Raw genomic sequence first — 20046 nt, forward strand, 5'->3', positions numbered from 1 at the left:
GATCCTTGGGGACAAGGGCTGCGCCGAGGGCGTGCTGGGCTCAATCCACCGGAGACGGCCGCAGAGCGGTGCCGTTCAGCCCGGCGGATCGATACCAGTACGTCGACTGGCCCACCACAGGACTGCGACCTCAGGGCAAGCCTCTCCCCTGCCCCCGACCAACTTGGCTCAGTCCGCCGGCTGACGCGTTCTCCCGCCAACCGTCCCGCTCAGTCTCAAATGCTGTGACTGAATCTCTGTCGCACTTCCTGATCCGGCGGCCGCGTCGTCAGGGGGCACCGGGCGGCCAAGCCACTGCAGCCATGGACAGCAGCCGGCCAAGAGTCGCACCCTGCACCCCTGGGCGGCCCAACCATACGGGGGGCTCGACCATCCCGTCCCAGAAACGTCAGGCCAACCAGTGGCTCGTCACGCAGTCTTGCCGGGTAATCGACACGCTACTCCTCGGCCAGCAGACTGCCTCCAGGGTCTGATCTTGGAGGTGGTCGTGGGGCGTCGACCGAGTGTGTTCGTCCGGCCGGTCACGATGGAGGAGGGCTGGAAGCTACAGGCCGGTGCGGCGTCCGCGCCGCCCGCGGGCAACCTATAACCGCTACGGCGGTGTGAGGCACATGCTTGCTGCCCTCGATCTGTCGACCGGCAACCTGCACTACCGGATCCGCCCGCGCAAGCGGTGGCGGGAGTTCCTCGCCCTGCTCAAGGCCCTGCGCGTCCGCCGGCCCGGCCAGAAGCTGTATGTGGTGCTGGACAACTTCTCCCCGCACAAGCACGCCACGGTCCGCACCTGGGTGGCCGACAACGACATCGAGCTGGTCTTCCTCCCGACTTACGGATCCTGACTGAACTGGATCGAGGCCGAGTTCGCGGCCTTGCGCCACTTCGCGCTCAACGGCACCGATCATCGCAGCCACGACGAGCAGAACGCGGCCATCGCCACCTACGTCCGCTGGCGCAATGCCCGCGCCGAGCCGAAGACGAATTTCGCCTCGGGCAACGCGTCGGCGACCAGCAGCCGCGGCAGCAGTTCCGGTTCGAGCGTCATCGCGCGGAAGACCAGTGCAACGCTCACATCGTGGTCGGGCCGGTGCACGATCTCGACCGGGTCACCGGCACGGATTTCTCCCGGCTCGATCACGCGCAGATAGGCGCCCGGCAGTGCGGCCTGCGTGAACCGTTTGATCCAGCCCTCGCGCTCGAGCCAGCCTTGGAACGTGGCGCACGGGATCCGTGGGCACGACACCTCCAGGACCACCTGGGGCCCGATGCGCCAGCGCTCACCGATCAGGGCGCCGTTGACGTCGAGGCCAATGGAAGATCGGACTGCGCAGTCCGAGGCCGGGGTGGCGGCGCAGTGTGTTGTAGCGATGCGGTCGGCAGAACAGGTCGACTCGCTCGCCACCCGCATTCAGGTGTGACGCCGGGCCGCGGGTCCGGGCAGGACGGTGACCTCGACCGGGGTGAGCGCGCCATGCTCACCGGAGCACTCGACCACGACGTGAACCGGCGCGCCGCATGCGCTGTGCCGGATGTCCAGCACCGGCCCCTCGGGGTCGGCGACGTAGGTCTCACCCCACTGCCTGAGCGCCACGAGAATGGGCCACAGATCCCGCCCCTTGCGGGTCAGGCGATATTCGTGCCTGGTACGGCTGCCCTGTTCCTGGTACGGGACCGTATGCAGGATCTCGGCCGCGACCAGCTTGCGGAGTCGGCCGGCCAGGACCGCCTCCGAGAGCCCCACATGGTGGCGGAAGTCATCGAAGCGGCGCACTCCGTTGAAGGCGTCACGCAGGATCAGCAGCGTCCACTTCTCGCCGACCAGGTCGAGGGTGCGCTGGACCGTACAGTTCTCCGTGCTCATCTCGAGCCACTTCATCTCGCCATGGTAGCCGCCTGACTCTGTTATTGACAGTCAGCCGCAGCCACAGCTAGCTTCATCAGACAAAGTCAGGCGAGGAGGCGCAGCCGTATGGGACGGTCACGTACGTACGAGTGGGAAGATCCAGCGATCCCGGCGGCCGCCGTCGGACAGAAAACAGGTCTGGAGTTCCTGCGTGACATCGCCGCCGGACGGCTGCCCGCCCCTCCCGTCGGCACCACCCTGGCCTTCTCCCTCGACGAGGCCGAGCCCGGGCGCGTGGTCTTCTCCCTGATCCCGGGCGAGGAGCACTACAACCCCATCGGCAGCGTGCACGGCGGGATCTACGCCACACTGCTGGACTCGGCCGCCGGTTGCGCGGTCCACTCCACCCTTCCGCAAGGCATGGGGTACACCTCGCTCGACCTGACCGTGAAGTTCCTGCGCCCGATCACCGTCGACACCGGCAAGATCCGCGCAGTCGGCACAGTGGTCAGCAGCGGCCGCCGCACCGCCCTCGCCGAGGCACGGCTCCTCGACGGTGCGGACCGCCTCCTGGCTCACGCCACCAGTTCATGCATGCTCATTCCGGTGCCGACTTCCTGAACACGTCACCTCGCGACAGCCCGACCCCGCATCGGAGCACTCACCAAGGGCGGTCGGCAAACCTCGGGCGACGGTGAGATCCCGGGAAAGGGTTTACTCGGCATGCCGCGAGCGGCCAAGACGTGCGCACGTCCGCGACCGAGCACGGTACACGCCGTCGGCCGACATTCTCGGCAGGCAAGATGTGGGCTCAGATCGCAGCGGACGCGGCGTTGCGCAGCGCCATGATCCCCTCGTCGAGCGCCGCATGGAGATGGCTGGAGCGACCGGTCGACAGCAGGATCGACACCCCTCCCTGGATTCCCGCCAGCAGCGCCGCCGCGGTCCGGTCGGCGTCGAGCGAGATGGGCACGTGTCCCGCGGTTTGCATAGCCCGGATCCCCGTCGCCAGGTGCTCCTGCCACTGGCGCAGCAACTCGATCACGATCGCCCGCGCCCCTGGCGTGTTGCGGCCGATCTGCAGGAACAGCGAACCGAGCGGGCACTGGTCGCCCTGTTCTTCGTAGCGCGCAATGACCGTGTCACGCCACCGGTACCAGGCATCCCACGAGTCCAGGCACCCGAGGTGGGGTTGCTGGTCGTCGAGTACCTGGTCGGCCTCGAACTGCGCGACGGCGAGCAGCAGTTCGTCCTTGCCGCCGGGAAAGTAGTGGAACAGCTGGCTCTTGCTCGTACGAGTGCGTGCAAGAACATCGTCCAGCGTCGCCACCGCGACACCTTTCTCCCGCAGCACCGCGACAGCCCCCTGGACAATCCGGCCACGCGTCGCTTGCCCCTTGGCGGTCAACGATCCACGCATCCCCGCTCCTCCCGTCGGACCAGTCAATCCAACGTAGCAAAATTGGACTTGCAGGTCCATTTTTTGGCAGTCACCATCGGCCCCACAAGCCCTGCGAGAATTGGAGCCGATCGCATCATGAGCAACCGCCTGCAGAACAAGACCGCCCTGGTCACCGGAGCCACCAGTAACATCGGCCGCGCGATCGCCCTGGCCTTCGCCGCTGAAGGAGCACACGTCGCGGTGTCCGGCCGCAGCCAGGAGCGCGGCGAAGAGGTCGTTGCCGCAATCCGCACCGCAGGCGGCAAGGCGGACTTCCTGCCCTCGGATCTCGACGGCAGCGCGCCCGCCTCCCGCGCCCTCGCCGACGAAGCCGCCCGTGCCCTGGGTGGTCGCATCGACATCCTGGTCAACAACGCCGGCATCTACCCGAGCCCTTCCACGCCCGACACCGACGAAGAGACGTTCGACCTGATCTATGCGGTCAATGTCAAAGCGCCGTTCTTCCTGACCGCCGCGGTGGTCCCCGCAATGATCGAGGCCGGCGGCGGCGCGGTGATCAACCTGGGCTCGTGGATCGCCCGTCTCGGTATCCCGATCGGCGCCGTCTACAGTTCCTCCAAGGGAGCGATGGAAGCCCTCACCCGCGCCTGGGCTGCCGAGTTCGGCCCCCGCGGCATCCGCGTCAACGCCATCTCCCCCGGCGTGGTCCACACGCCGGTCCCGGCCGGGACCGGGGTCCACCCCGGCGACATCATGATGAAGGGCACCCCTGCCGGCAGCTTCGGGCTTCCTGACGCGATCGCCACCGCAGCGGTCTACCTTGCCTCCGACGAGGCGAACTTCGTGCACGGCACCGTCCTCGACGTGGACGGCGGACGCACCGGCGTCGCCGTCATCGCCCAATAGCCCGAACTCAAAGAGAGTTCATGGGCCGTGGAATCAGCCGCGTGACGCGGCGGCGGCCGCATCGAGCGCCTTGCCGCTTGAGCATGACATGGATGCTCGGGGATCCATGGGTTCCGCGCGACCCCGTCGGAACGTCGGTGATCTGTTCCGTCAACTCGGCGTCGCGGACCGCTCGGGGACCGGGCTTGCCGATGGGGGGCGCGGAAAGCGGTGCGGGGCACCTTCAGCAGCTCACACGCCCGTCTGGACACTGTGACCACCCTGCTTCTCCGTCTCCCTGAACGGGTGCACCGTCGACCCGACCGCTTCGGGCACAGGATGTCGGGTCCGGCAGGGTGGGCCTCTCTAACGTGAGTGATCGAAAGGGAAGGAGACGGGGGTGCTGGAGCAGCTGAACCAGGCCATGGAGCACATCGAGTCGCATCTCGACCAGCCGATCGACGTGGCCGATCTCGCGCACATCGCAGTGACGTCGGAGTACCACTTCCGCCGACTCTTCTCCGCGTTGGCAGGCATCCCGCTGTCGGAGTACATCCGCCGCAGGCGGCTGACCGTGGCGGGTGCCGAGGTGCTCGCCGATGAGCGGACACTGCTGGAGGTCGCTGTGCGCTACGGCTACAGCTCGGGAGAAGCCTTTGCGCGTGCGTTCCGAGCCGTACACGGTGTGGGTCCGGGCGAGGCCCGGCGGACTGGTGCGGCTCTGCACTCCCAGCCACGGATGTCCTTCCGCCTCATCGTCGAAGGGAGCAGCAGCATGCGATACAGGATCGTGGACAAGGAGGAGTTCCGTGTGGTCGGCAAGAAGGCGCGCGTCCCGCTCGTCCACGAGGGGGTCAACTCGGCGATCGCCGACTTCATCCGGGGCATCGGCCCCGAGACGCTACGGCGCATCACGGCGCTGTCCGACCAGGAGCCCGAGGGGATCGTCGGGGCGAGCGACCAGCTCGATCCGAGCCGGGCGGAGGGGAGTGAACTCGACTACTACCACGGCGTGGTGACGCACGCCCAAGCGCCGGAGGACATGGACGTGCTTGCTGTTCCGGCAGGGATGTGGGCTGTCTTCGAGAACTCCGGCCCGTTCCCGCGGGCGCTGCAGTACCTGTGGCGGGATGTGTTCACGCAGTGGTTCCCGTCGAATCCGTACCAGAGCAGGCAGGGGCCCGAGATCCTGCGCGTCCGCCCGACGCAGGACGGGGCGCAGGCGGACGCGGAGTTGTGGATTCCCGTGGAAAGATCCGTCGCCTGAGCGAGCACCACAAGGCGGCCCGGGACCGGACCCGGGCCGCCTTGAACAAAAAGAACAGCGCGTCGACCAGGGCGTTGACCGCCAGGAAGTCCTTCGCCGGGTCCAGGACGAACGCCGGGACGTTTGTGTACCCGTCAAAAAGCTGCCTCAGCGCCACATCGACGTTTCCCTCGGCAGGTGCCGGTCGCCGTCCTGCACCGTGCCCGCAGGCCGACGCCGACGAGCGGGCGGTGCAGCCCGATGGCGCTCCTTGCATCTCCCCACGCGCCGCTCAGGCGTGGACCGCAGCCGCTCACCCCGCGCTCCCCACCCCTGCGGAGCGCGGTCTCGTTGAGGCGGGCGCGAGGGCGACCCTTCAGGTTCGGTTCTCGCTTCGGTCGCGGATCACCGACATCAGCAGCCCGTGGGTTTCGGCGTCGGCCGCCACGACAAGTCCGCGGCCTCCCTGCCCGATCCGGGCGCCGTCGATCCCGGTGACGACGCAGCCGGCGGCCCGGCACAGAGCGATGCCGGCGGCGAAATGCACGCTCTCGGACAGGTCGCCGCCATCGGTGACGTACGCGGCACGCTTGCCGGCAGCGACCCAGGCCAGCGCCAGCGTCGTGGACACGACCCGCGGCCGGAACCGCTCGATGAACCCCGGGTGGGCCAACAGGTCCACGGCCCGGAAGCCAGGTGCGTTCGGGAACGGCGGATCCAGGTTGACGTCCACCAGTTGGGTGGCGGACGTGGGCACCAGCTGCGCATAGGCCCCGTTGTGCCGTACCCGGGCGGTCTCACCGTCGGTGAAGAAGACTTCGCCGCTGAACGGGTCGGCCACCGCCGCCGCCCCGTCGCGCATCGCCACGTTGACGGCCACCAGCATGTTGCCGACGGCGTAGTTCAGCGTGCCGCACAAGGGATCCACCAGCCACTGGCGCACGGCGTCGGCGGTACCCTGCTGCCCGCCCTCCTCGCCGAGCACGGCATCCTCGGGCCGAGCGGCACGGATGACGCCGAGGATCGTCCTCTCGGCCTCGACATCCGCGGCGGTGGCGAAGTCCCCGGCTCCCTTGTCGATGCGGGTGAGCTGCCGGCCGTACATGGTGCGCACCACGTCGGCGCCGGCATGTGCCGCAGCTATCGCAACCCCAGCATCGTCAAGACTCGCGTATGAGTTGATCATGCCCGGCATGATATCGGTGGCAATTCCACCGGCCGGAACAGAATCGACCCGCTTCCGCCGCCGATGGTGCGGCTCCCGCCATCCCTGCGGTACGACCGGTCCTGCATGCCTGTCGCGCTGTTGAAGCGGTGGTTCAGCTGCCGACGGACCCCGCCCGGGCCAAGACGCACCGCCGGCGGCCTGCGACAGCGAGGCGGCAGGCCGAACAGCGGATCCACTCGGGGAGGCGCCCGCAGCCGGCCGTCCGCCTCACGGAGGCCGACACCGGTCTTCCGGAGCTCCTTGCGAGTCTCACCCGCCTTCCCGGCGAAGGATCTGGGCGCGGCACGGCCGCCGCGCCCACTGCCCAAGCCACGCTCTGGACCTGATGGGGCGCCGGCTGGCGATACACCTGATCAGCGCCACAGCGGAAGGACCCCGGCGACCGGTCGACACACCCACGTCGGTCGCTGACATTCTCGCGAGTCGCACCCCAGGGCTGTCCCGTAATCCCTGGAGGAACAGCGCCCGGCGTCGGATGCGGTGCATCGCAAGGCGGCGGAGCGTCCTCGTGCTGGGCGTATTCGGGCGTTCCGACGACGCAGCGAGATGCCGTAGCTGTGGTCGTGCGTCCGCAGGGGTTACGGGACAACCCGTAGGTCGTCGCCGCCGTCGCCCAGGCGTACAAGTCCGTAGGCACAGCGTTCCCTGAGGGTGTTCCGTGTGGCCTGCGAGCAGGTCGACACGGCCGCGGAGAGGCCGACATCACCCACCCGTTATATCCGCTTGATCCCTATAGTCGGCAAGGTGCGCATCCCATGGATGCTTTCTCCACGACAAGGAGGGCCACCCCATGTGCGGAATCTCCGGCTGGGTGTCCTACCGGCGCGACCTGCGGCAGGAACGCTCCACCGCCGAAGCCATGAACGTGACGATGGCCTGCCGCGGACCGGATGCACACGGCCTGTGGCTCGACAGACACGCGGCGCTGGGCCATCGCCGACTCGCCATCATCGACCTGCCCGGCGGCGTCCAGCCGATGACGGAGCGCACGCCGGACGGCGATGTCGTGCTGCTCTACTCGGGAGAGGCCTACAACTACAGGGAACTGCGCGACGAACTGCGTCGAAACGGCCGGCGTTTCCGCACCGACAGCGACACCGAGGTCGTACTGCGCGGCTACCTGGAATGGGACGCCGACCTCCCCGAGCGACTGAACGGCATGTTCGCGTTCGCGATCTGGGACGGCCGCACCGAGCGGCTGCACCTGATGCGAGACCGGATGGGCATCAAGCCGCTGTACTACTTCCCCACCGACGACGGCGTGCTCTTCGGCTCGGAGCCGAAGGCCATCCTGGCGAACCCGATGGTGCCCCGCGAGGTGGATCTGGAGGGTTTGCGCGAGCTGTTCTCGATGGTCAAGACCCCGGGTCACGCGATCTGGAAAGGGATGCGCGAGGTGGAGCCGGGCACGCTGGTGACCGTCGACCGCTCCGGCCTGCGCACCCACCCCTACTGGCAGCTGCGCTCTGTCGCGCACACCGACAGCCGCGACGACACCGTCGCGCGGGTACGCGAGCTGCTCGACGACATCGTCCGCCGCCAGCTGGTCTCCGACGTGCCGCGGTGCATCCTGCTGTCGGGCGGGCTCGACTCCAGCGCGGTCACCGCGCTGGCAGCCGAACAGCTGCGCGGCAAGGAGACCGTGCGCAGCTTCGCCGTCGACTTCGTCGGCCAGAGCGAGAACTTCGTCCCCGACGATCTGCGGGCCACCCCCGACACTCCCTATGTGCACGACGTCGCCCGGCACGTCGGAACCGACCACCAGGACATCGTCCTCGCCCCCGAGGGGCTGGCGGATCCGAGCGTGCGCGCCGCAGCCGTGCGGTCGCGGGACCTGCCCCTGGGGCTGGGCGACATGGACCAGTCGCTGCTTCTGCTGTTCCGGGCTATCCGCGAGCACTCCACGGTGGCACTGTCCGGTGAGTCCGCGGACGAGGTCTTCGGCGGCTACGCATGGTTCCACGATCCTGCCGCACGAGATGCCGGCACTTTCCCCTGGCTGGCGGCCCTGGAGCGCCAGCACGGCCGCGGCGGCAGTTCGGTGCTCGAGCCCGGGCTGCGCGAACGTTTGGACCTGGAAGGCTACGTGGCCCGGCGCTACGAAGAGGCCATGGCGCAGGTGCCGCACCTGGACGGGGAACGCGATCCGCTGGAGCGTCGGATGCGGGAGGTGTGCTATCTGCACCTCACCCGCTTTGTGCGGGTACTGCTGGATCGCAAGGACCGGCTGAGTATGGCCACCGGTCTGGAGGTGCGCGTTCCGTTCTGCGACCACCGTCTGGTCGAGTACGTCTTCAACACCCCTTGGTCGATGAAGACGTTCGACGGCCGGGAGAAGAGTCTGCTGCGGGCGGCCACCGCGGACCTGCTGCCACGTTCGGTTCTGGAGCGGGTCAAGAGCCCGTACCCCTCGACCCAGGACCCGGCCTACGCTGTGGAGCTGCAGACCCAGGTCCGCGACGTGCTGTCGGCAGGCAGCAGCCCCGCCCTCGACCTGCTGGACCGCGGCCGGCTGCAGGAGATCATTGCCACCGAGCCCGGCCAGGTCGGCACTGCGGACCGCACCGGTCTGGAGCGAACGCTGGACCTGGCCGTCTGGTTCGAACTGGAGCGGCCTACGCTCACGCTCGGCACCGGCGGCTGACGCAGCCCCCACCGGGTGCGCGGCAAGGCGGGGCCCATGGCCGGCAACAACGAAGCGGCCCACAGTGCTGGACGGGCGTCGCCACGAGAGTGTGGTGTATGAGCCAGGGTTCGTGCGTTGCCACAGCGCCGGGGAGGGCCTGCGCGTCCAGCGCGCATGTGCCACGCCCTGGGCGGTCGCCGGACGGTGCTCCGGGTGCCGGCCGCGGCCCTCGTCACGGCCTCGGCCGCCTGAGAGCCTGTCGGATGACCCGAGACAGGACCTGACCCCGGCCCACGGGACCCTGCCTCGGATCGGGTACAGCCGCTCCGGGTCAACGGGGTGTCGTGTGCTGCCTCCTCACCACCAGGCCCTTCGGGGCCTCGATGTGTGCCGTGCCGTCGGCATCGACGGAGATGTCCAGCCGCCCGTCCGCGACAGCGAGCCCCTCGACCTTCAGCGGCCGGTAGGCCTCCGCGAAGCCGGGCGCGACCGTGAGTATTCCGCCGGGGACATCGGCGGAGAGGCCCAGTACCGACTGGAGGATCATGACGGACGAGGCCGCCGCCCAGGCCTGCGGGCGGCAGGACGCCGGATAGGGCGAGGGCCGGGTGTCGGTCGCCGCTCCATGACCGGCGAACAGTTCGGGAAGCCGCGCGTCGAAGGCCGCCGATGCGGTCAGCAGTCCCTCGGACAGGGACGCGGCTGCGTCCGGGAAGCCGGCCCTGACCAGGCCGTGCACCGCGATCGCTGTGTCGTGCGGCCAGATGGAACCGATGTGATAGCCGTACGGGTTGTAGGCCACGGAGTTACTGCTCAGGGTCCGCAGACCATGGCCGGAGTCGAGGTCGGGAGCGCTGAGCCTGGCGGCCAGCAGGGCGCTCTCCTCGTGGTCGAGCAGGCCCGTGCCCAGCAGGTGGCCGAAGCCCGAGGTGACCGAGTCCACCGGCTTCCTCTCCCCGTCGAGCGCCACGGCCGGGTACGGTCCGCGCTCGTCCTCCACCCAGAAGTGCCTGCGGAAACGGTCACGCAACCGCTCGGCCCACTCCTCCCACCGGTCTGCGCCGGGGCGGCCGAAGGCGCGCAGCAGGTCCGCGCCGCCGCGGGCCGCCTCGTAGGCGTACGCCTGGACCTCGCACAGCGCGATCGGGGAGGTGGCGAGGCGGCCGTCACGGTACTGGATGGAGTCGCCCGAGTCCTTCCAGCCCTGGTTGGCCAGGCCGCGACCGGTGTGGTCGATGTACTTCAGAAAGCCGTCCCCGTCCGCGTCGCCGTGGTCGCGCATCCAGGCGAGGGCGGACTCCGCGTGCGGCAGGAGCTGTTCGACCTGCTCGGGCACGAGGCCCCAGCGCCAGGAGTCGTGCAGCAGGGTGATCCAGAGCGGGGTGGCGTCGACCGTGCCGTAGTAGCAGGGCGGCAGGGAGAAGTTGTCGTTGAAGTTCTGGGTGGCGCGGCGCACTTCGTGCAGGATCTTGCCGGGCTGCTCCTCGGTGTGCCGGTCGGACTTCGTGCCCTGCCGACGGGCAAGTGTGCGCAGCGTACCGGCGGCGAGACCGGTACCCAGCGGCAGCAGCATGCGGGCCGCCCACAGGGCGTCGCGGCCGAAGAGGGTGAGGAACCACGGGGCCCCGGCAGCCAGGAACTGGTCGGTGGGATCGACCGGGTCGGTCAGCCGCAGCCGGTCGAGGTCGGCGGCCGACTGACTCAGCCAGTGGTCGAAGCGCCGGTCGGCGCTGCGCAGGACCGGTGTGCGCCAGGGCAGGCTGCCGGCCGGGGGCGCAGGGAACTGGTCGCCGTCCTCATGAGCCGCGTCGCAGTGCAGTTCAGCGGTCCATGCCGAGCCGGGAGCGAGTTCGATGTCGTAGGCCAGCGTTCCGGCGGCCGGGTCGACGGCGGCAGGCCGCGGGTAGCTGGCGAGCCGTACCGCGAAGGTGTCCCTGGACCAACCGAGTCCGCCCTCCGTGACGTTGGCGATGACCGGGCTCTCGGCGTGCCCGGACTTGACGCGCTCGATCGGGGCGAGGTCCGTCCCGGCGGTGACGATCAGCCGGACATGGATATGTTGCCGCCCGGCGTTGGCGACTTCGAGGGTCTCCTCCAGATGCCCGGGGGTGACGTGGCGGCGCCGGTGCAGGGTGACGGCCGGATCCGGTGTCTCCTCGCCCAGGCCGCGCAGCACACTGCGAAAGGCCGCCCGGTCCGCTCCCTCGAAGGCTCCTCGGACAGGGGCGATCGCGACTCCGTCGGCCGCGACGGTCAGCCGGGCAAGGGCTCTGCTGTCGCCGTGGTAGAAGCCGTCGGCGGCACCGCCGATCTGTCCGTCCGCGTGGGAGATCGCGAAGCTCGGGGCGTACAGCGTCACACAGGCGTCATGCAGGAACGGCTGGAGGCCTTCGACCGCCGGGCCGGCCCCCGTGTCGGAGTTCGTCATGTCGTGGGTCTTGACAGTGGTGTCCAACAGAGCAGAACCTCTCAGGCATTGGAGCGTTCCAAGAACCCTAACGACGACTTCAGTGCGTTGACAACGGTTTTGGAACGCTCCAATGAACTCGCCCGCTCGTACGACCGGTTCCGGAGACACTGATGCCCCGCTCACCCAACTCCCCCAGACCCAAGGCCGGTTCAGTCACGCTGGCCACGGTCGCACAGCGGGCCGGAGTCTCTCCACAGACGGTGTCGAACGCGCTCAACTCGCCCGAACTGCTGCGTCCGGAAACCCTGGAGCGGGTCCGCCGCACCATCGACGAGCTGGGCTATCGGCCGCACCGAGCGGCCCAGACCCTGCGTACCCGATCGAGCAAGCTCATCGGGTACGGAATCCGTCCCACCGCCCCTGGCACCTCGGCCCCGGTCATGGACCGGTTTCTGCACGCTCTGTCCCAGACCGCCGACGAGGCCGGCTATCGGATCCTGCTCTTCGCCTCACCCCCCGGCAGCGCCGGTCTCGACGGATACGAGGAGCTCCTCGACCTGCACAGCGTGGACGGTTTCGTGCTGAGCGGCACCGAGCGGGGCGACCAGCGCCAGGCCTGGCTGGAAAAGCGCGGTGTACCGTTCGTGGGCTTCGGCCGAATGTGGTCCGGCCGGCAGATCGGCGACTGGGTGGATGTCGACGGCGCCTCGGGCACGGACGCCGCGGTCGAGCATCTGGTGGCTCTGGGGCATCGCAGGATCGCGTTCCTCGGCTGGCCGCGCGGCTCCGGGGTCGGTGACGACCGTGCCATGGGCTGGCAGCGCGCCATGCAACGGCACGGCCTGCCGGTGCGTGGTAAGCGGGCGCAGAGCATCGATGACATCGCCTCGGCGCAGGCCGCTGTCGGACCACTGCTCGACGCGGGCGTGACGGCCGTGATCGCCGCCAGCGACATGCTCGCACTGGGCTGCTACCACGCCTTGCGCGAGCGACGGGCCGTGCCGGGCAAGGATGTCGCGGTCGTCGGCTTCGACGACTCCCCCACGGCGGCCCTCCTCTCCCCCGGACTGTCCACCGTCGCCCAGCCGCTGGAGGCCGTCGGCCGCGAATGCGTCCGGCTTCTGCTGGCCCGGATGTCGGAACTCGGCGCTCCCCCCGAGCGTGTCCTGCTCGAACCGTCCCTCGTCGTGCGGAACAGCACATCCGCGTCGGACGACTGAACCACCCCCGCGCCTGTTGACGGGCCCCCCATTCACAGCACGCCCTTTCCGGGCAGCTGAGCCGCAACCCTCACCCCACCTGGAGGAATTCATGGCAACCCGTACGGCCGTCGCCGCTCTCGCCACCTGCGCGGCGCTCCTGGCCGCCACCGGCTGCTCATCCAGCTTCGGCAGCGACAAGGAGCCGGCGCAGGACAAGGCCGGCAAGCAGAAACTGACGGTACTGATCGCCACCTCGGGGGACGCCGAGACCCAGGCAGTCAAGACCGCCACTGCCGCGTATGCGAAGAAGTCGGGCAACTCGGTCTCGGTCGAGGTTGCGAAGGACATGAACCAGCAGCTCGCTCAGTCCTTCGCCGGGCACAAGCCGCCGGACGTCTTCTACGTCAACTCCGACCAGTTCGCGAACTACGCGAAGGGCGGCTCGCTGTACCCGTACGGGGACCGGATATCCGACGCCGACGACTTCTCCGAGCAACTGCGCGGCTCGTTCTCGTACGACGGGAAACTGGTCTGTCTGCCGAAAGACTCCTCCACCCTCGCTCTCGCCATCAACACCGACCTGTGGAAGAAGGCCGGGCTGACGGAAAAGGACTATCCGAAGAGCTGGGAGGAGCTGAGGACCGTCGCGGACAAGCTCACCGGCAACGGCGTCACCGGCCTGGTCACCAGCGACGAGTACCAGCGGCTCGGAGTCTTCATGAAGCAGGCGGGCGGCTGGCTCACCGACCCGAACCAGAAGAAGATGACCGCGAGCACCCCGGAGAACGCCAAGGGGCTCGACTTCGTCCAGTCCCTGCTCAAGTCCGGCTCGATGAAGTTCGCCAAGCAGGTGGACACCAGCTGGGGCGGTGAGGCACTGGGCAAGGGCAAGGCCGCCATGACCATCGAGGGCAACTGGCTCGAGGGCGGCATGAAGCTCGACTACCCCGATGTGAAGTACACCGTCGCGCCGCTGCCCGAGGGACCCGCCGGGAAGGGCACCCTCGCCTTCAGCAACTGCTGGGGAGTCGCCGCCGACAGCGCGCACCGGGCGGCGGGAGTCGACCTCGTGAAATACCTGACCTCCGCGCAGCAACAGCTCGACTTCGCCGACGCGTTCGGTGTCATGCCGTCGCGGACGAGCGCGCTCAAGACCTACGCCGAGAAGAAGCCGGCCGCCAAGGCCTGGGTGGAGGGCAACGCCTACGCGCAGGGCCCGGTGACGATCGCCGGCTTCGACAAGGTCCTGAGCCAGTTCAACACCGATCTGCAGTCGCTGCGCACCGCCGACCCGAAGAAGATCCTCGCCGACCTTCAGCGCAACGGCGAACAGGCGATCGCGAAGGGCAACTGAGCCCCATGCCCATCCGCACGATGCGCGCCGGCAGTATCCCCCGCACCACCGGCTCGCCCGGCGCACCTGACAGCGCACCCGGCAGAGCCGGTACGACCGCGAAGGTTCGCGCCCGGCGCGCGGGCCTTCGCGGGGAGGGCACCTGGGGCTGGCTGTTCGTCAGCCCCATGGTGCTCGTCCTCGGCCTGTTCATGGTGCTTCCCATCCTGATGGCGCTGTGGGTGAGCCTGCTGCACTGGGACGGACAGTCCAACCCGTTCTCCGGCCAGGCCGATTTCGTCGGCCTGGACAACTACCGGGCGCTGCTCACGCAGGACGGACTCGACCGCACGCTCTTCGCGACGTCCCTGCGTAACAACGCCTATTACGTACTGCTGACCGTCCCCCTGCAGACCATGCTGGCACTGGGTCTGGCCCTGGTCGTCAACCAGAAGCTGCTCCGGGGGCGTGGCGCCCTCCGCACGACGTTCTTCTTCCCGTCCGTCACCAGCTCCATCGCCGTCTCAACGGTCTTCCTCTTTCTCTTCCAGGGCAGCGGATCCGTCAACACCATGCTGTCCTGGATCGGGATCAAGGGACCGAACTGGTTCGCCGACCCCCGCGGGGTGCTCGCCCTGATCCTGGGCAGCCTGGGAATCGTCGATCCCGAGCGGCCCACCGGAATGCTGGCCGATCACTCGACCCTGGGACTGTCGTGGTTCGAGTGGCTCTCGGGCCCCTCGGTCGCGATGTGCACGCTCATCCTGCTCGCCGTGTGGACCACCTCCGGCACCTTCATGCTGATCTTCCTCGCGGCACTCCAGAACATTCCGCGGGAGCTGGAGGAGTCGGCCGCCATGGAAGGGGTCAACCGCCGCCAGATGCTCTGGCATGTGACACTGCCGGCGTTGCGCCCCGTGCTGTTCCTGGTCCTGACCCTGGGGCTGATCTCCACCTGGCAGGTCTTCGACCAGGTGTATGTGATGGGTCAGGGCGCTCCGGGCAATACGACGCTCACACCCGCCTTCCTGTCGTACTCCGCGGGCTTCGACAACGCGGACTTCGGGCAGGGCTCCGCGATCGCGTTCATCCTGCTCGCCCTGATCCTCATCCTGACCGCGTTCCAGCGCTGGGCGCTGCGGGAGCGCGGCGCAAGCACCGGGAGGAACCGATGACCGCCGCCGGAACGGCCATACGGGACCGGCCTCAGCGCTCCCCCCACCGTCGCGGCCCGCGCGACCGCGGACGCCCTGTTCTGAGTCGTTTCCCCTTGCGGTGGCGGCTGGCGGGATATGCCGCGGTGCTGGGACTGGGGCTGCTCTATCTGCTGCCGTTCGCCCTCCAGCTGGCGACCGGATTCAAGACGGACCCGGACGCTGCCGCGCATCCGCTGGCCCTGCTGCCCACCACTCCGACCACAGCCGCTTACCAGCGGCTGCTCGGGCTGAGCCAGGCCGCTGAGGGGGTGCCCTTCCTGCGCTGGCTCGGCAACTCGGCACTGGTGGCGGTGCTGGTGACCGCGGGCCGGGTGCTGTTCGACTCCATGGCGGGATACGCGCTGGCGCGGCTGCGCTTCTGGGGCCGCTCGACACTGTTCGCCTTTGTGCTCGCAGTGATGGCGGTGCCCGGAGTGGCCCTGCTCATCCCGAAGTTCCTGGTGCTCAACACCTTCGGACTCTTCGACACCTACTCCGGCATGGTCCTGCCGTTGCTGGTGGACGCGGCGGGCATCTTCATCATGAAGCAGTTCTTCGAATCGGTGCCGCGCGAGGTCGAGGAGGCCGCGCGGGTCGACGGGGCGGGTGTGTTCCGGATCTTCTGGTCCGTCGTCCTGCCGATGGCCAGACCGGCGCTGATCACCCTGACGATCCTGTCGTTCCAGGGGTCGTGGAACGAGTTCACGCACTTCCTCGTCAGCACGCAGTCCGGCCAGTACGAGACGCTCACCACGGGCCTGGCCCGCTTCGTCTCGGGCGGACTCGGTGGCGGAACGCAGTATCCGCTGAAGCTGGCGGCGGCCCTGCTCTCCACCCTTCCGGTGGCCGCGCTGTTCTTCTGCTTCCAGCGCTACTTCGTCAGCGGCGCCAACTCGGGTGCGGTCAAGGAGTGAGCGCCGGCCGGCCCGGATCACACCGAGGTCGGCACGGGGCCCGGCGGCCCGTTCGGGTCGACTCGGGCAACCGCAGCAGCGGTGGAGGCCCGCGGTGTCCTCGCTGGGTGGAGGTGCCGGTGCAGAGCAACTGCTGGGCCAGGGAGCTGCCGTGGGGCCGGAACCCGACCCGAGTGAGAACTCGCCTCAGCTGCCCTGGAGCGGATCGGCCGACTTCCCGCTCCGGTGATGCGTGCCGCCGTCGACGACGGACTCGAACTCGTCCTACCGCGCGATGCGGAGCTACCCCCAGAGGGCCCGCGAGCGACACACAGCAACCCTGACTCCTCCACTCCGTCAACGGACAACGTCAACGGACAACAGGGGGCGGCTGACACGCGTCGACCTGTGTCAGCCGCCCGAGGTGGACCGAACGCCGACGCCGGTTCGTGCGACTGACCACCCGTGCTCCGCCAAGCGGTCGAGCGGTGGTGGGGTCGCGCGAAAACCTGGACGGGCAAAGGGCCCGGTGGCACCAGAATGGCAGCGGCTCTCAGGGCACACCGGCGGCGCCAACCTGGGCCGCCTCGGCACCTGCCTCAGAGCCTGTCGGGTGACCTTCGGTCGGATAGCGGACGCGGTCTGGTGCGTGCGATTCCAAGACGGCGGGATGTCCTCGGATGGGGTCTCCCCTGCTCGAACGAAGCCGAGAGCTTGGGGAAGGAGCTACGAGGACATTTCGGCAACGCGGGAAGCGTGCGTGCCAGGGCGTGGCCGCCCGATCAGAGGTCACCCGACAGGCTCTCAGGCGCCGATGAGGTGTTCCGCCTGGTCGCGACTGGTGTGGAGGGCCCAGTAGTCGAGGGCGATCTCGTCGGGCGAGCGGTGCGGGACGCCTTCGGGAGCCTGGCTGCCGATCATGAGGTTGATGGCCACGGTGGCGGCGTAGATGCCCTCAGCGGCGAGGGTGTTGTGGAGGTTGACCGCCCAGTTCCGCAGGCCCGCCTGGGCGATGTTGGTGGTGGCGAGCATCGGGTAGGGGTTGATCGCGCCGCCGCCGGTGGTGAACAGCAGGGTGCCGGCCCCGGACTGGAGCATCCCGGGCAGCACCGCCCGGACGGCGGTGACCGCGCCGTAGAGCAGACCATCGATCTGCACCCGGAGGTTGTCGACGGTCACTTCCTTGGGCGCGGTCATGGCCAGGCCCGCGTGCGGGGAGAACTCCAGGACGTCGATCCGCCCGAACCGCGCGATGGCGGCATCGAGCGCGCCGGTGAGCTGTGCGGCGTCGGCGACGTCGGCCGGGAATCCTTCCGCGGTGATCCCGGCCTCGGTGAGTTCGGCGACCAGGGCGTCGAGCTTGTCCTTGGTACGGGAGATCAGGGCGACGTCGAAGCCGTGGCCGCCGAAGACCTTGGCGATGGACAGGCCCAGGCCCGGTCCGGCTCCGACGATGGCAATCGTGGGCATGCGTGCTCCTCGAGGGGTGGTGCGGTCCCGGCCGGTCGGTCGGGGCGAAGGAAGGGAAGGGGCGCCGGGGTCAGTCCCGGTCGGCCGCAGGGGTGGCCCCGTCCGGGGCCCAGTCCGTGGGACACGGGGCCTGGATGGCGCCGAGGATGCGCTGGGAGGCGGTGCCGAGCTGACGCTGCTGTGCTTTGGTCAGCGGGTCGAAGACCAGGCGGCGCACCGCGTCGACGTGGCCGGGGGCCGCGGCGGCGACCTTGTCCTGGCCCTCGTCGGTAAGGGTGGCCAGGGTGGAGCGGCCGTCGGAGGGGTCGGGGTGGCGGCGCACCCAGCCACGCTTCTCCAGGCGGCCGACCACATTCGACAGCCGGGAGAGTGTGCTGCCTGCGTACTGGGCCACCTCGCTCATCCGCAGGGTGCGCTCCGGCGCCATCGAGAGCGCGGACATGACCACGTAGTCGAAGTGGCTGATGCCCGCGTCCCGCTGCATCCGGGCTTCCAGCGCGGCCGGCAGTTGGGTCAGCACGTAGGCGAACGCGTACCAGTGCTGCTGTTCGTCGGCGTCGAGCCAGCGCGGCTCGGAGGCTTCCCGTGGATCTTCCATGCCCTCACCATACTTCAAGCATGAAGTGATCCGGAAGCATTTTTACTACAACCTTGAAGTTACTGGATGAAGTGGTGAGGGTCGACGAACATCTTTTCGTGGATCGTCACGGGTGCGCTGGCGGCCGTGTTCCTGCTGGCCGGGGCGATGAATCTCAGCCGTACCCCGCAACAGCTCGCCGCCTCCGGTCTGGGCTGGGCCGGGCCGGGCCGGGCCGAGTATTTCGGCACCAGGCCGGTCCGGCTCATCGGCGCGCTGGAAGTCCTCGTCGCCCTCGGGCTCATCCTCCCGCCGCTCGTTGGCGTGGCGGAGGTCCCGGCCCCGGTGGCCGCCGCTGGGCTGGTAGCACTGATGGGTGGCGCGACCATCACCCATGGCCGCTTGTGGAGAGCTCCAGATGATCAGGGTCAACGCTGTTACGAGCGGAGGGAGGCGTGCCCCGAGGCCGTCGCCCGGGCGCACGCCGACTTCGCCGACCTCCCGGACGCCGACGACATTCCTCGCTCCCGCCGAGTCCGCATCCGACGCCCGGACGATCCGTTGACGCCCGAGGAAGCCGGCCTTCGGCAACGCCGTCAGGACCAGGTCCTCCAGGCCACGGAGACCGAGCAGCCGACAAGATCAACCCCTTGGCGCGAACCGCTGTTCCATTCACGGGGCCGTACCAGGGCCACACCCGGATCGTCGTCGACCGTGACCGGAACGTCCTGCTCGAAGTCACCTTCGTCGGCCTCGGCGTCAGCGAACTCCTGCACTCGGCGACCGTGGCGGTCACTGGAGAGGTCCCGCTCAAGCGGCTGTGGCACGCGGCCGCCTGCTTCCCGACGGTCAGCGAGATCTGGCTCTTCCTCCTCGCCGCCTACCAGCGTGGCTGAGCCGCGTCGCGGAAACGCACCATCGGCTATGCCATTGAGGGGATGATTCGGCCGAGAGTCCTTCGCGGGCACGAATGGCCTCCCCCGCAGGTCGGGGGAGGCCATCGGTACCGCTGGACGCGAACGGTGCGTCACTGGGGCGGGAACTCGTCCTTCTGACTGCCGGCACGGCGTCCGGGCCTGTTCTCGGCCGCGCGTCCGCCCTGCTGTATGGGCTCAAGTAGGCGTCGGACCTCGTCGTGCAGCCTACGGCGTTCCATGGGATCGCTCGTGTGCTCGGCACGCTCGTTCAGCTCACGGACCTTGTCCTGCGTCTGCTGCGCACGACTGGCGGACTCGCCTGCAACGCTCATGATCGCTCCTGGGGACGGGAGGGGGTGGGAACACGTCGCAGCCAATCAGTGCCCTCTCTCCGCCGCACCCCGGAGGGTGACCGTGCGCAATCACTGCAGGTCGGTGTACAGCATGGCGAACCAAAGCCGTGACTCGCCCACGAGTGCCCTGTGTCCTGTCCGGGTTCCTTCCACGAGGGCCACAAGCGCGCCGGTCCGCGCGGTGTGTCCCCGCCCAGGTCGACTCTTGCTCTCTGCGAGTTGGCTCCGTGCGTCGAGCTGTTCTCCGCGAGGAAGCCGCTGCGGACGGACTTGAGAGGGGCCGTGACCGGGCTGCACACGCGTCAGGAAAGGACAGGAGTCGCGGGTCATCGAGACCGGCGGGAACGCGGGCAACACACCGTCGGGGGCCTCGCTGTACCGGCCCCTTCGCCGACACCGAAGGGGCCGCCACGCACGGCGAACTGCACCGCAGGTCCACCCCTGCCCGCATCCGACGCACGGACGGCC

The 20046-nt window shown here is 69.0% G+C and carries 17 protein-coding genes and 4 pseudogenes; 11 read left to right on the plus strand and 10 right to left on the minus strand.

From position 1 onward, the window contains the following. Positions 1-503 precede the first annotated feature (503 nt). Positions 504-839 carry a transposase gene (locus tag OG972_RS02690; RefSeq protein WP_266978074.1) on the plus strand — a complete coding sequence of 112 codons (336 nt, stop codon included), beginning with the start codon at positions 504-506 and terminating at the stop codon, positions 837-839. Positions 840-937: 98 nt separating this feature from the next. Here the strand turns inward: OG972_RS02690 and OG972_RS02695 are convergent. Continuing rightward, positions 938-1306 (minus strand): annotated as a pseudogene (locus OG972_RS02695) (MOSC domain-containing protein); the annotation flags it as partial. Positions 1307-1405: 99 nt separating this feature from the next. Continuing rightward, positions 1406-1873 (minus strand): helix-turn-helix domain-containing protein, encoded by a 468-nt coding sequence (locus OG972_RS02700; RefSeq protein WP_266978075.1) that lies wholly within the window; start codon positions 1871-1873, stop codon positions 1406-1408. Between the two features lie 93 nt (positions 1874-1966). On the opposite strand from OG972_RS02700, the gene OG972_RS02705 reads away from it, so the two are divergent. Further along, entirely contained in the window at positions 1967-2461 is a 495-nt protein-coding gene (locus OG972_RS02705) for a PaaI family thioesterase (protein WP_266978076.1), read from the plus strand. A gap of 190 nt (positions 2462-2651) precedes the next feature. Here OG972_RS02705 and OG972_RS02710 read toward each other — a convergent pair whose 3' ends face one another. Continuing rightward, positions 2652-3260 carry a TetR/AcrR family transcriptional regulator gene (locus OG972_RS02710; protein ID WP_266990242.1) on the minus strand — a complete coding sequence of 203 codons (609 nt, stop codon included), beginning with the start codon at positions 3258-3260 and terminating at the stop codon, positions 2652-2654. A 117-nt stretch (positions 3261-3377) separates the two neighbouring features. Here OG972_RS02710 and OG972_RS02715 point away from each other — a divergent pair, with 117 nt between their 5' ends. Beyond that, positions 3378-4148, plus strand: a complete 771-nt coding sequence (locus OG972_RS02715; RefSeq protein ID WP_266978077.1) for an SDR family NAD(P)-dependent oxidoreductase — start codon at positions 3378-3380, stop codon at positions 4146-4148. A 7-nt stretch (positions 4149-4155) separates the two neighbouring features. On the opposite strand, the gene OG972_RS49530 is transcribed toward OG972_RS02715, so the two are convergent. After that, positions 4156-4302 carry an IS3 family transposase gene (locus OG972_RS49530; RefSeq protein ID WP_353961639.1) on the minus strand — a complete coding sequence of 49 codons (147 nt, stop codon included), beginning with the start codon at positions 4300-4302 and terminating at the stop codon, positions 4156-4158. A 225-nt stretch (positions 4303-4527) separates the two neighbouring features. Here OG972_RS49530 and OG972_RS02720 point away from each other — a divergent pair, with 225 nt between their 5' ends. Continuing rightward, positions 4528-5394 carry an AraC family transcriptional regulator gene (locus OG972_RS02720; protein ID WP_266978078.1) on the plus strand — a complete coding sequence of 289 codons (867 nt, stop codon included), beginning with the start codon at positions 4528-4530 and terminating at the stop codon, positions 5392-5394. Between the two features lie 52 nt (positions 5395-5446). On the opposite strand, the pseudogene OG972_RS02725 reads toward OG972_RS02720, so the two are convergent. Together OG972_RS02725 and OG972_RS02730 are read right to left on the minus strand one after the other, a co-directional pair. Beyond that, a pseudogene (locus tag OG972_RS02725) lies at positions 5447-5548 on the minus strand (transcriptional regulator); the annotation flags it as partial. A 201-nt stretch (positions 5549-5749) separates the two neighbouring features. Then, positions 5750-6559, minus strand: coding sequence for an inositol monophosphatase family protein (locus OG972_RS02730; RefSeq protein WP_266978079.1), 810 nt, complete (start codon positions 6557-6559; stop codon positions 5750-5752). Between the two features lie 832 nt (positions 6560-7391). Here OG972_RS02730 and asnB point away from each other — a divergent pair. Next, positions 7392-9245 (plus strand): asparagine synthase (glutamine-hydrolyzing), encoded by a 1854-nt coding sequence (gene asnB / locus OG972_RS02740; RefSeq protein ID WP_266978080.1) that lies wholly within the window; start codon positions 7392-7394, stop codon positions 9243-9245. Between the two features lie 313 nt (positions 9246-9558). Here the strand turns inward: asnB and OG972_RS02745 are convergent, their stop codons facing one another. Beyond that, positions 9559-11682, minus strand: coding sequence for a glycogen debranching N-terminal domain-containing protein (locus OG972_RS02745; RefSeq protein ID WP_323135841.1), 2124 nt, complete (start codon positions 11680-11682; stop codon positions 9559-9561). A gap of 125 nt (positions 11683-11807) precedes the next feature. On the opposite strand from OG972_RS02745, the gene OG972_RS02750 reads away from it, so the two are divergent. From OG972_RS02750 to OG972_RS02765, 4 genes are all read left to right on the plus strand, one after another. Further along, on the plus strand, positions 11808-12857 hold the full coding sequence (locus OG972_RS02750; protein ID WP_266978081.1) for a LacI family DNA-binding transcriptional regulator: 1050 nt from the start codon (positions 11808-11810) through the stop codon (positions 12855-12857). A gap of 91 nt (positions 12858-12948) precedes the next feature. After that, entirely contained in the window at positions 12949-14193 is a 1245-nt protein-coding gene (locus tag OG972_RS02755) for an extracellular solute-binding protein (protein ID WP_266978082.1), read from the plus strand. A 5-nt stretch (positions 14194-14198) separates the two neighbouring features. Next, positions 14199-15347, plus strand: a complete 1149-nt coding sequence (locus OG972_RS02760) for a carbohydrate ABC transporter permease (RefSeq protein ID WP_266978083.1) — start codon at positions 14199-14201, stop codon at positions 15345-15347. Beyond that, a complete protein-coding gene (locus OG972_RS02765; protein ID WP_266978084.1) occupies positions 15344-16282 on the plus strand; it encodes a carbohydrate ABC transporter permease in 939 nt (312 codons plus the stop codon). Before OG972_RS02760 ends, OG972_RS02765 begins: the two co-directional genes overlap by 4 nt. A 783-nt stretch (positions 16283-17065) precedes the next feature. Here OG972_RS02765 and OG972_RS02770 read toward each other — a convergent pair. Both OG972_RS02770 and OG972_RS02775 read right to left on the minus strand, forming a co-directional pair. Next, the gene (locus tag OG972_RS02770) at positions 17066-17731 is read right to left on the minus strand and encodes an SDR family oxidoreductase (protein WP_266978085.1); all 666 of its coding nucleotides are present in this window, start codon (positions 17729-17731) and stop codon (positions 17066-17068) included. Positions 17732-17801: 70 nt separating this feature from the next. Continuing rightward, positions 17802-18329 (minus strand): MarR family winged helix-turn-helix transcriptional regulator, encoded by a 528-nt coding sequence (locus OG972_RS02775; RefSeq protein WP_266978086.1) that lies wholly within the window; start codon positions 18327-18329, stop codon positions 17802-17804. Between the two features lie 147 nt (positions 18330-18476). On the opposite strand from OG972_RS02775, the pseudogene OG972_RS49535 reads away from it, so the two are divergent. Next, positions 18477-18674 (plus strand): annotated as a pseudogene (locus OG972_RS49535) (DoxX family protein); the annotation flags it as partial. Between the two features lie 317 nt (positions 18675-18991). Further along, positions 18992-19204 (plus strand): annotated as a pseudogene (locus OG972_RS02785) (pyridine nucleotide-disulfide oxidoreductase); the annotation flags it as partial. 131 nt (positions 19205-19335) lie between these two features. Here the strand turns inward: OG972_RS02785 and OG972_RS02790 are convergent. Further along, positions 19336-19557: a DUF6381 family protein gene (locus OG972_RS02790; protein ID WP_266978088.1), complete on the minus strand. Its 222-nt coding sequence runs from the start codon at positions 19555-19557 to the stop codon at positions 19336-19338. Between the last annotated feature and the right edge of the window lie 489 nt (positions 19558-20046).

It is taken from the genome of Streptomyces sp. NBC_01669 (assembly GCF_026339735.1).
Lineage (GTDB): Bacteria > Actinomycetota > Actinomycetes > Streptomycetales > Streptomycetaceae > Streptomyces > Streptomyces yanii.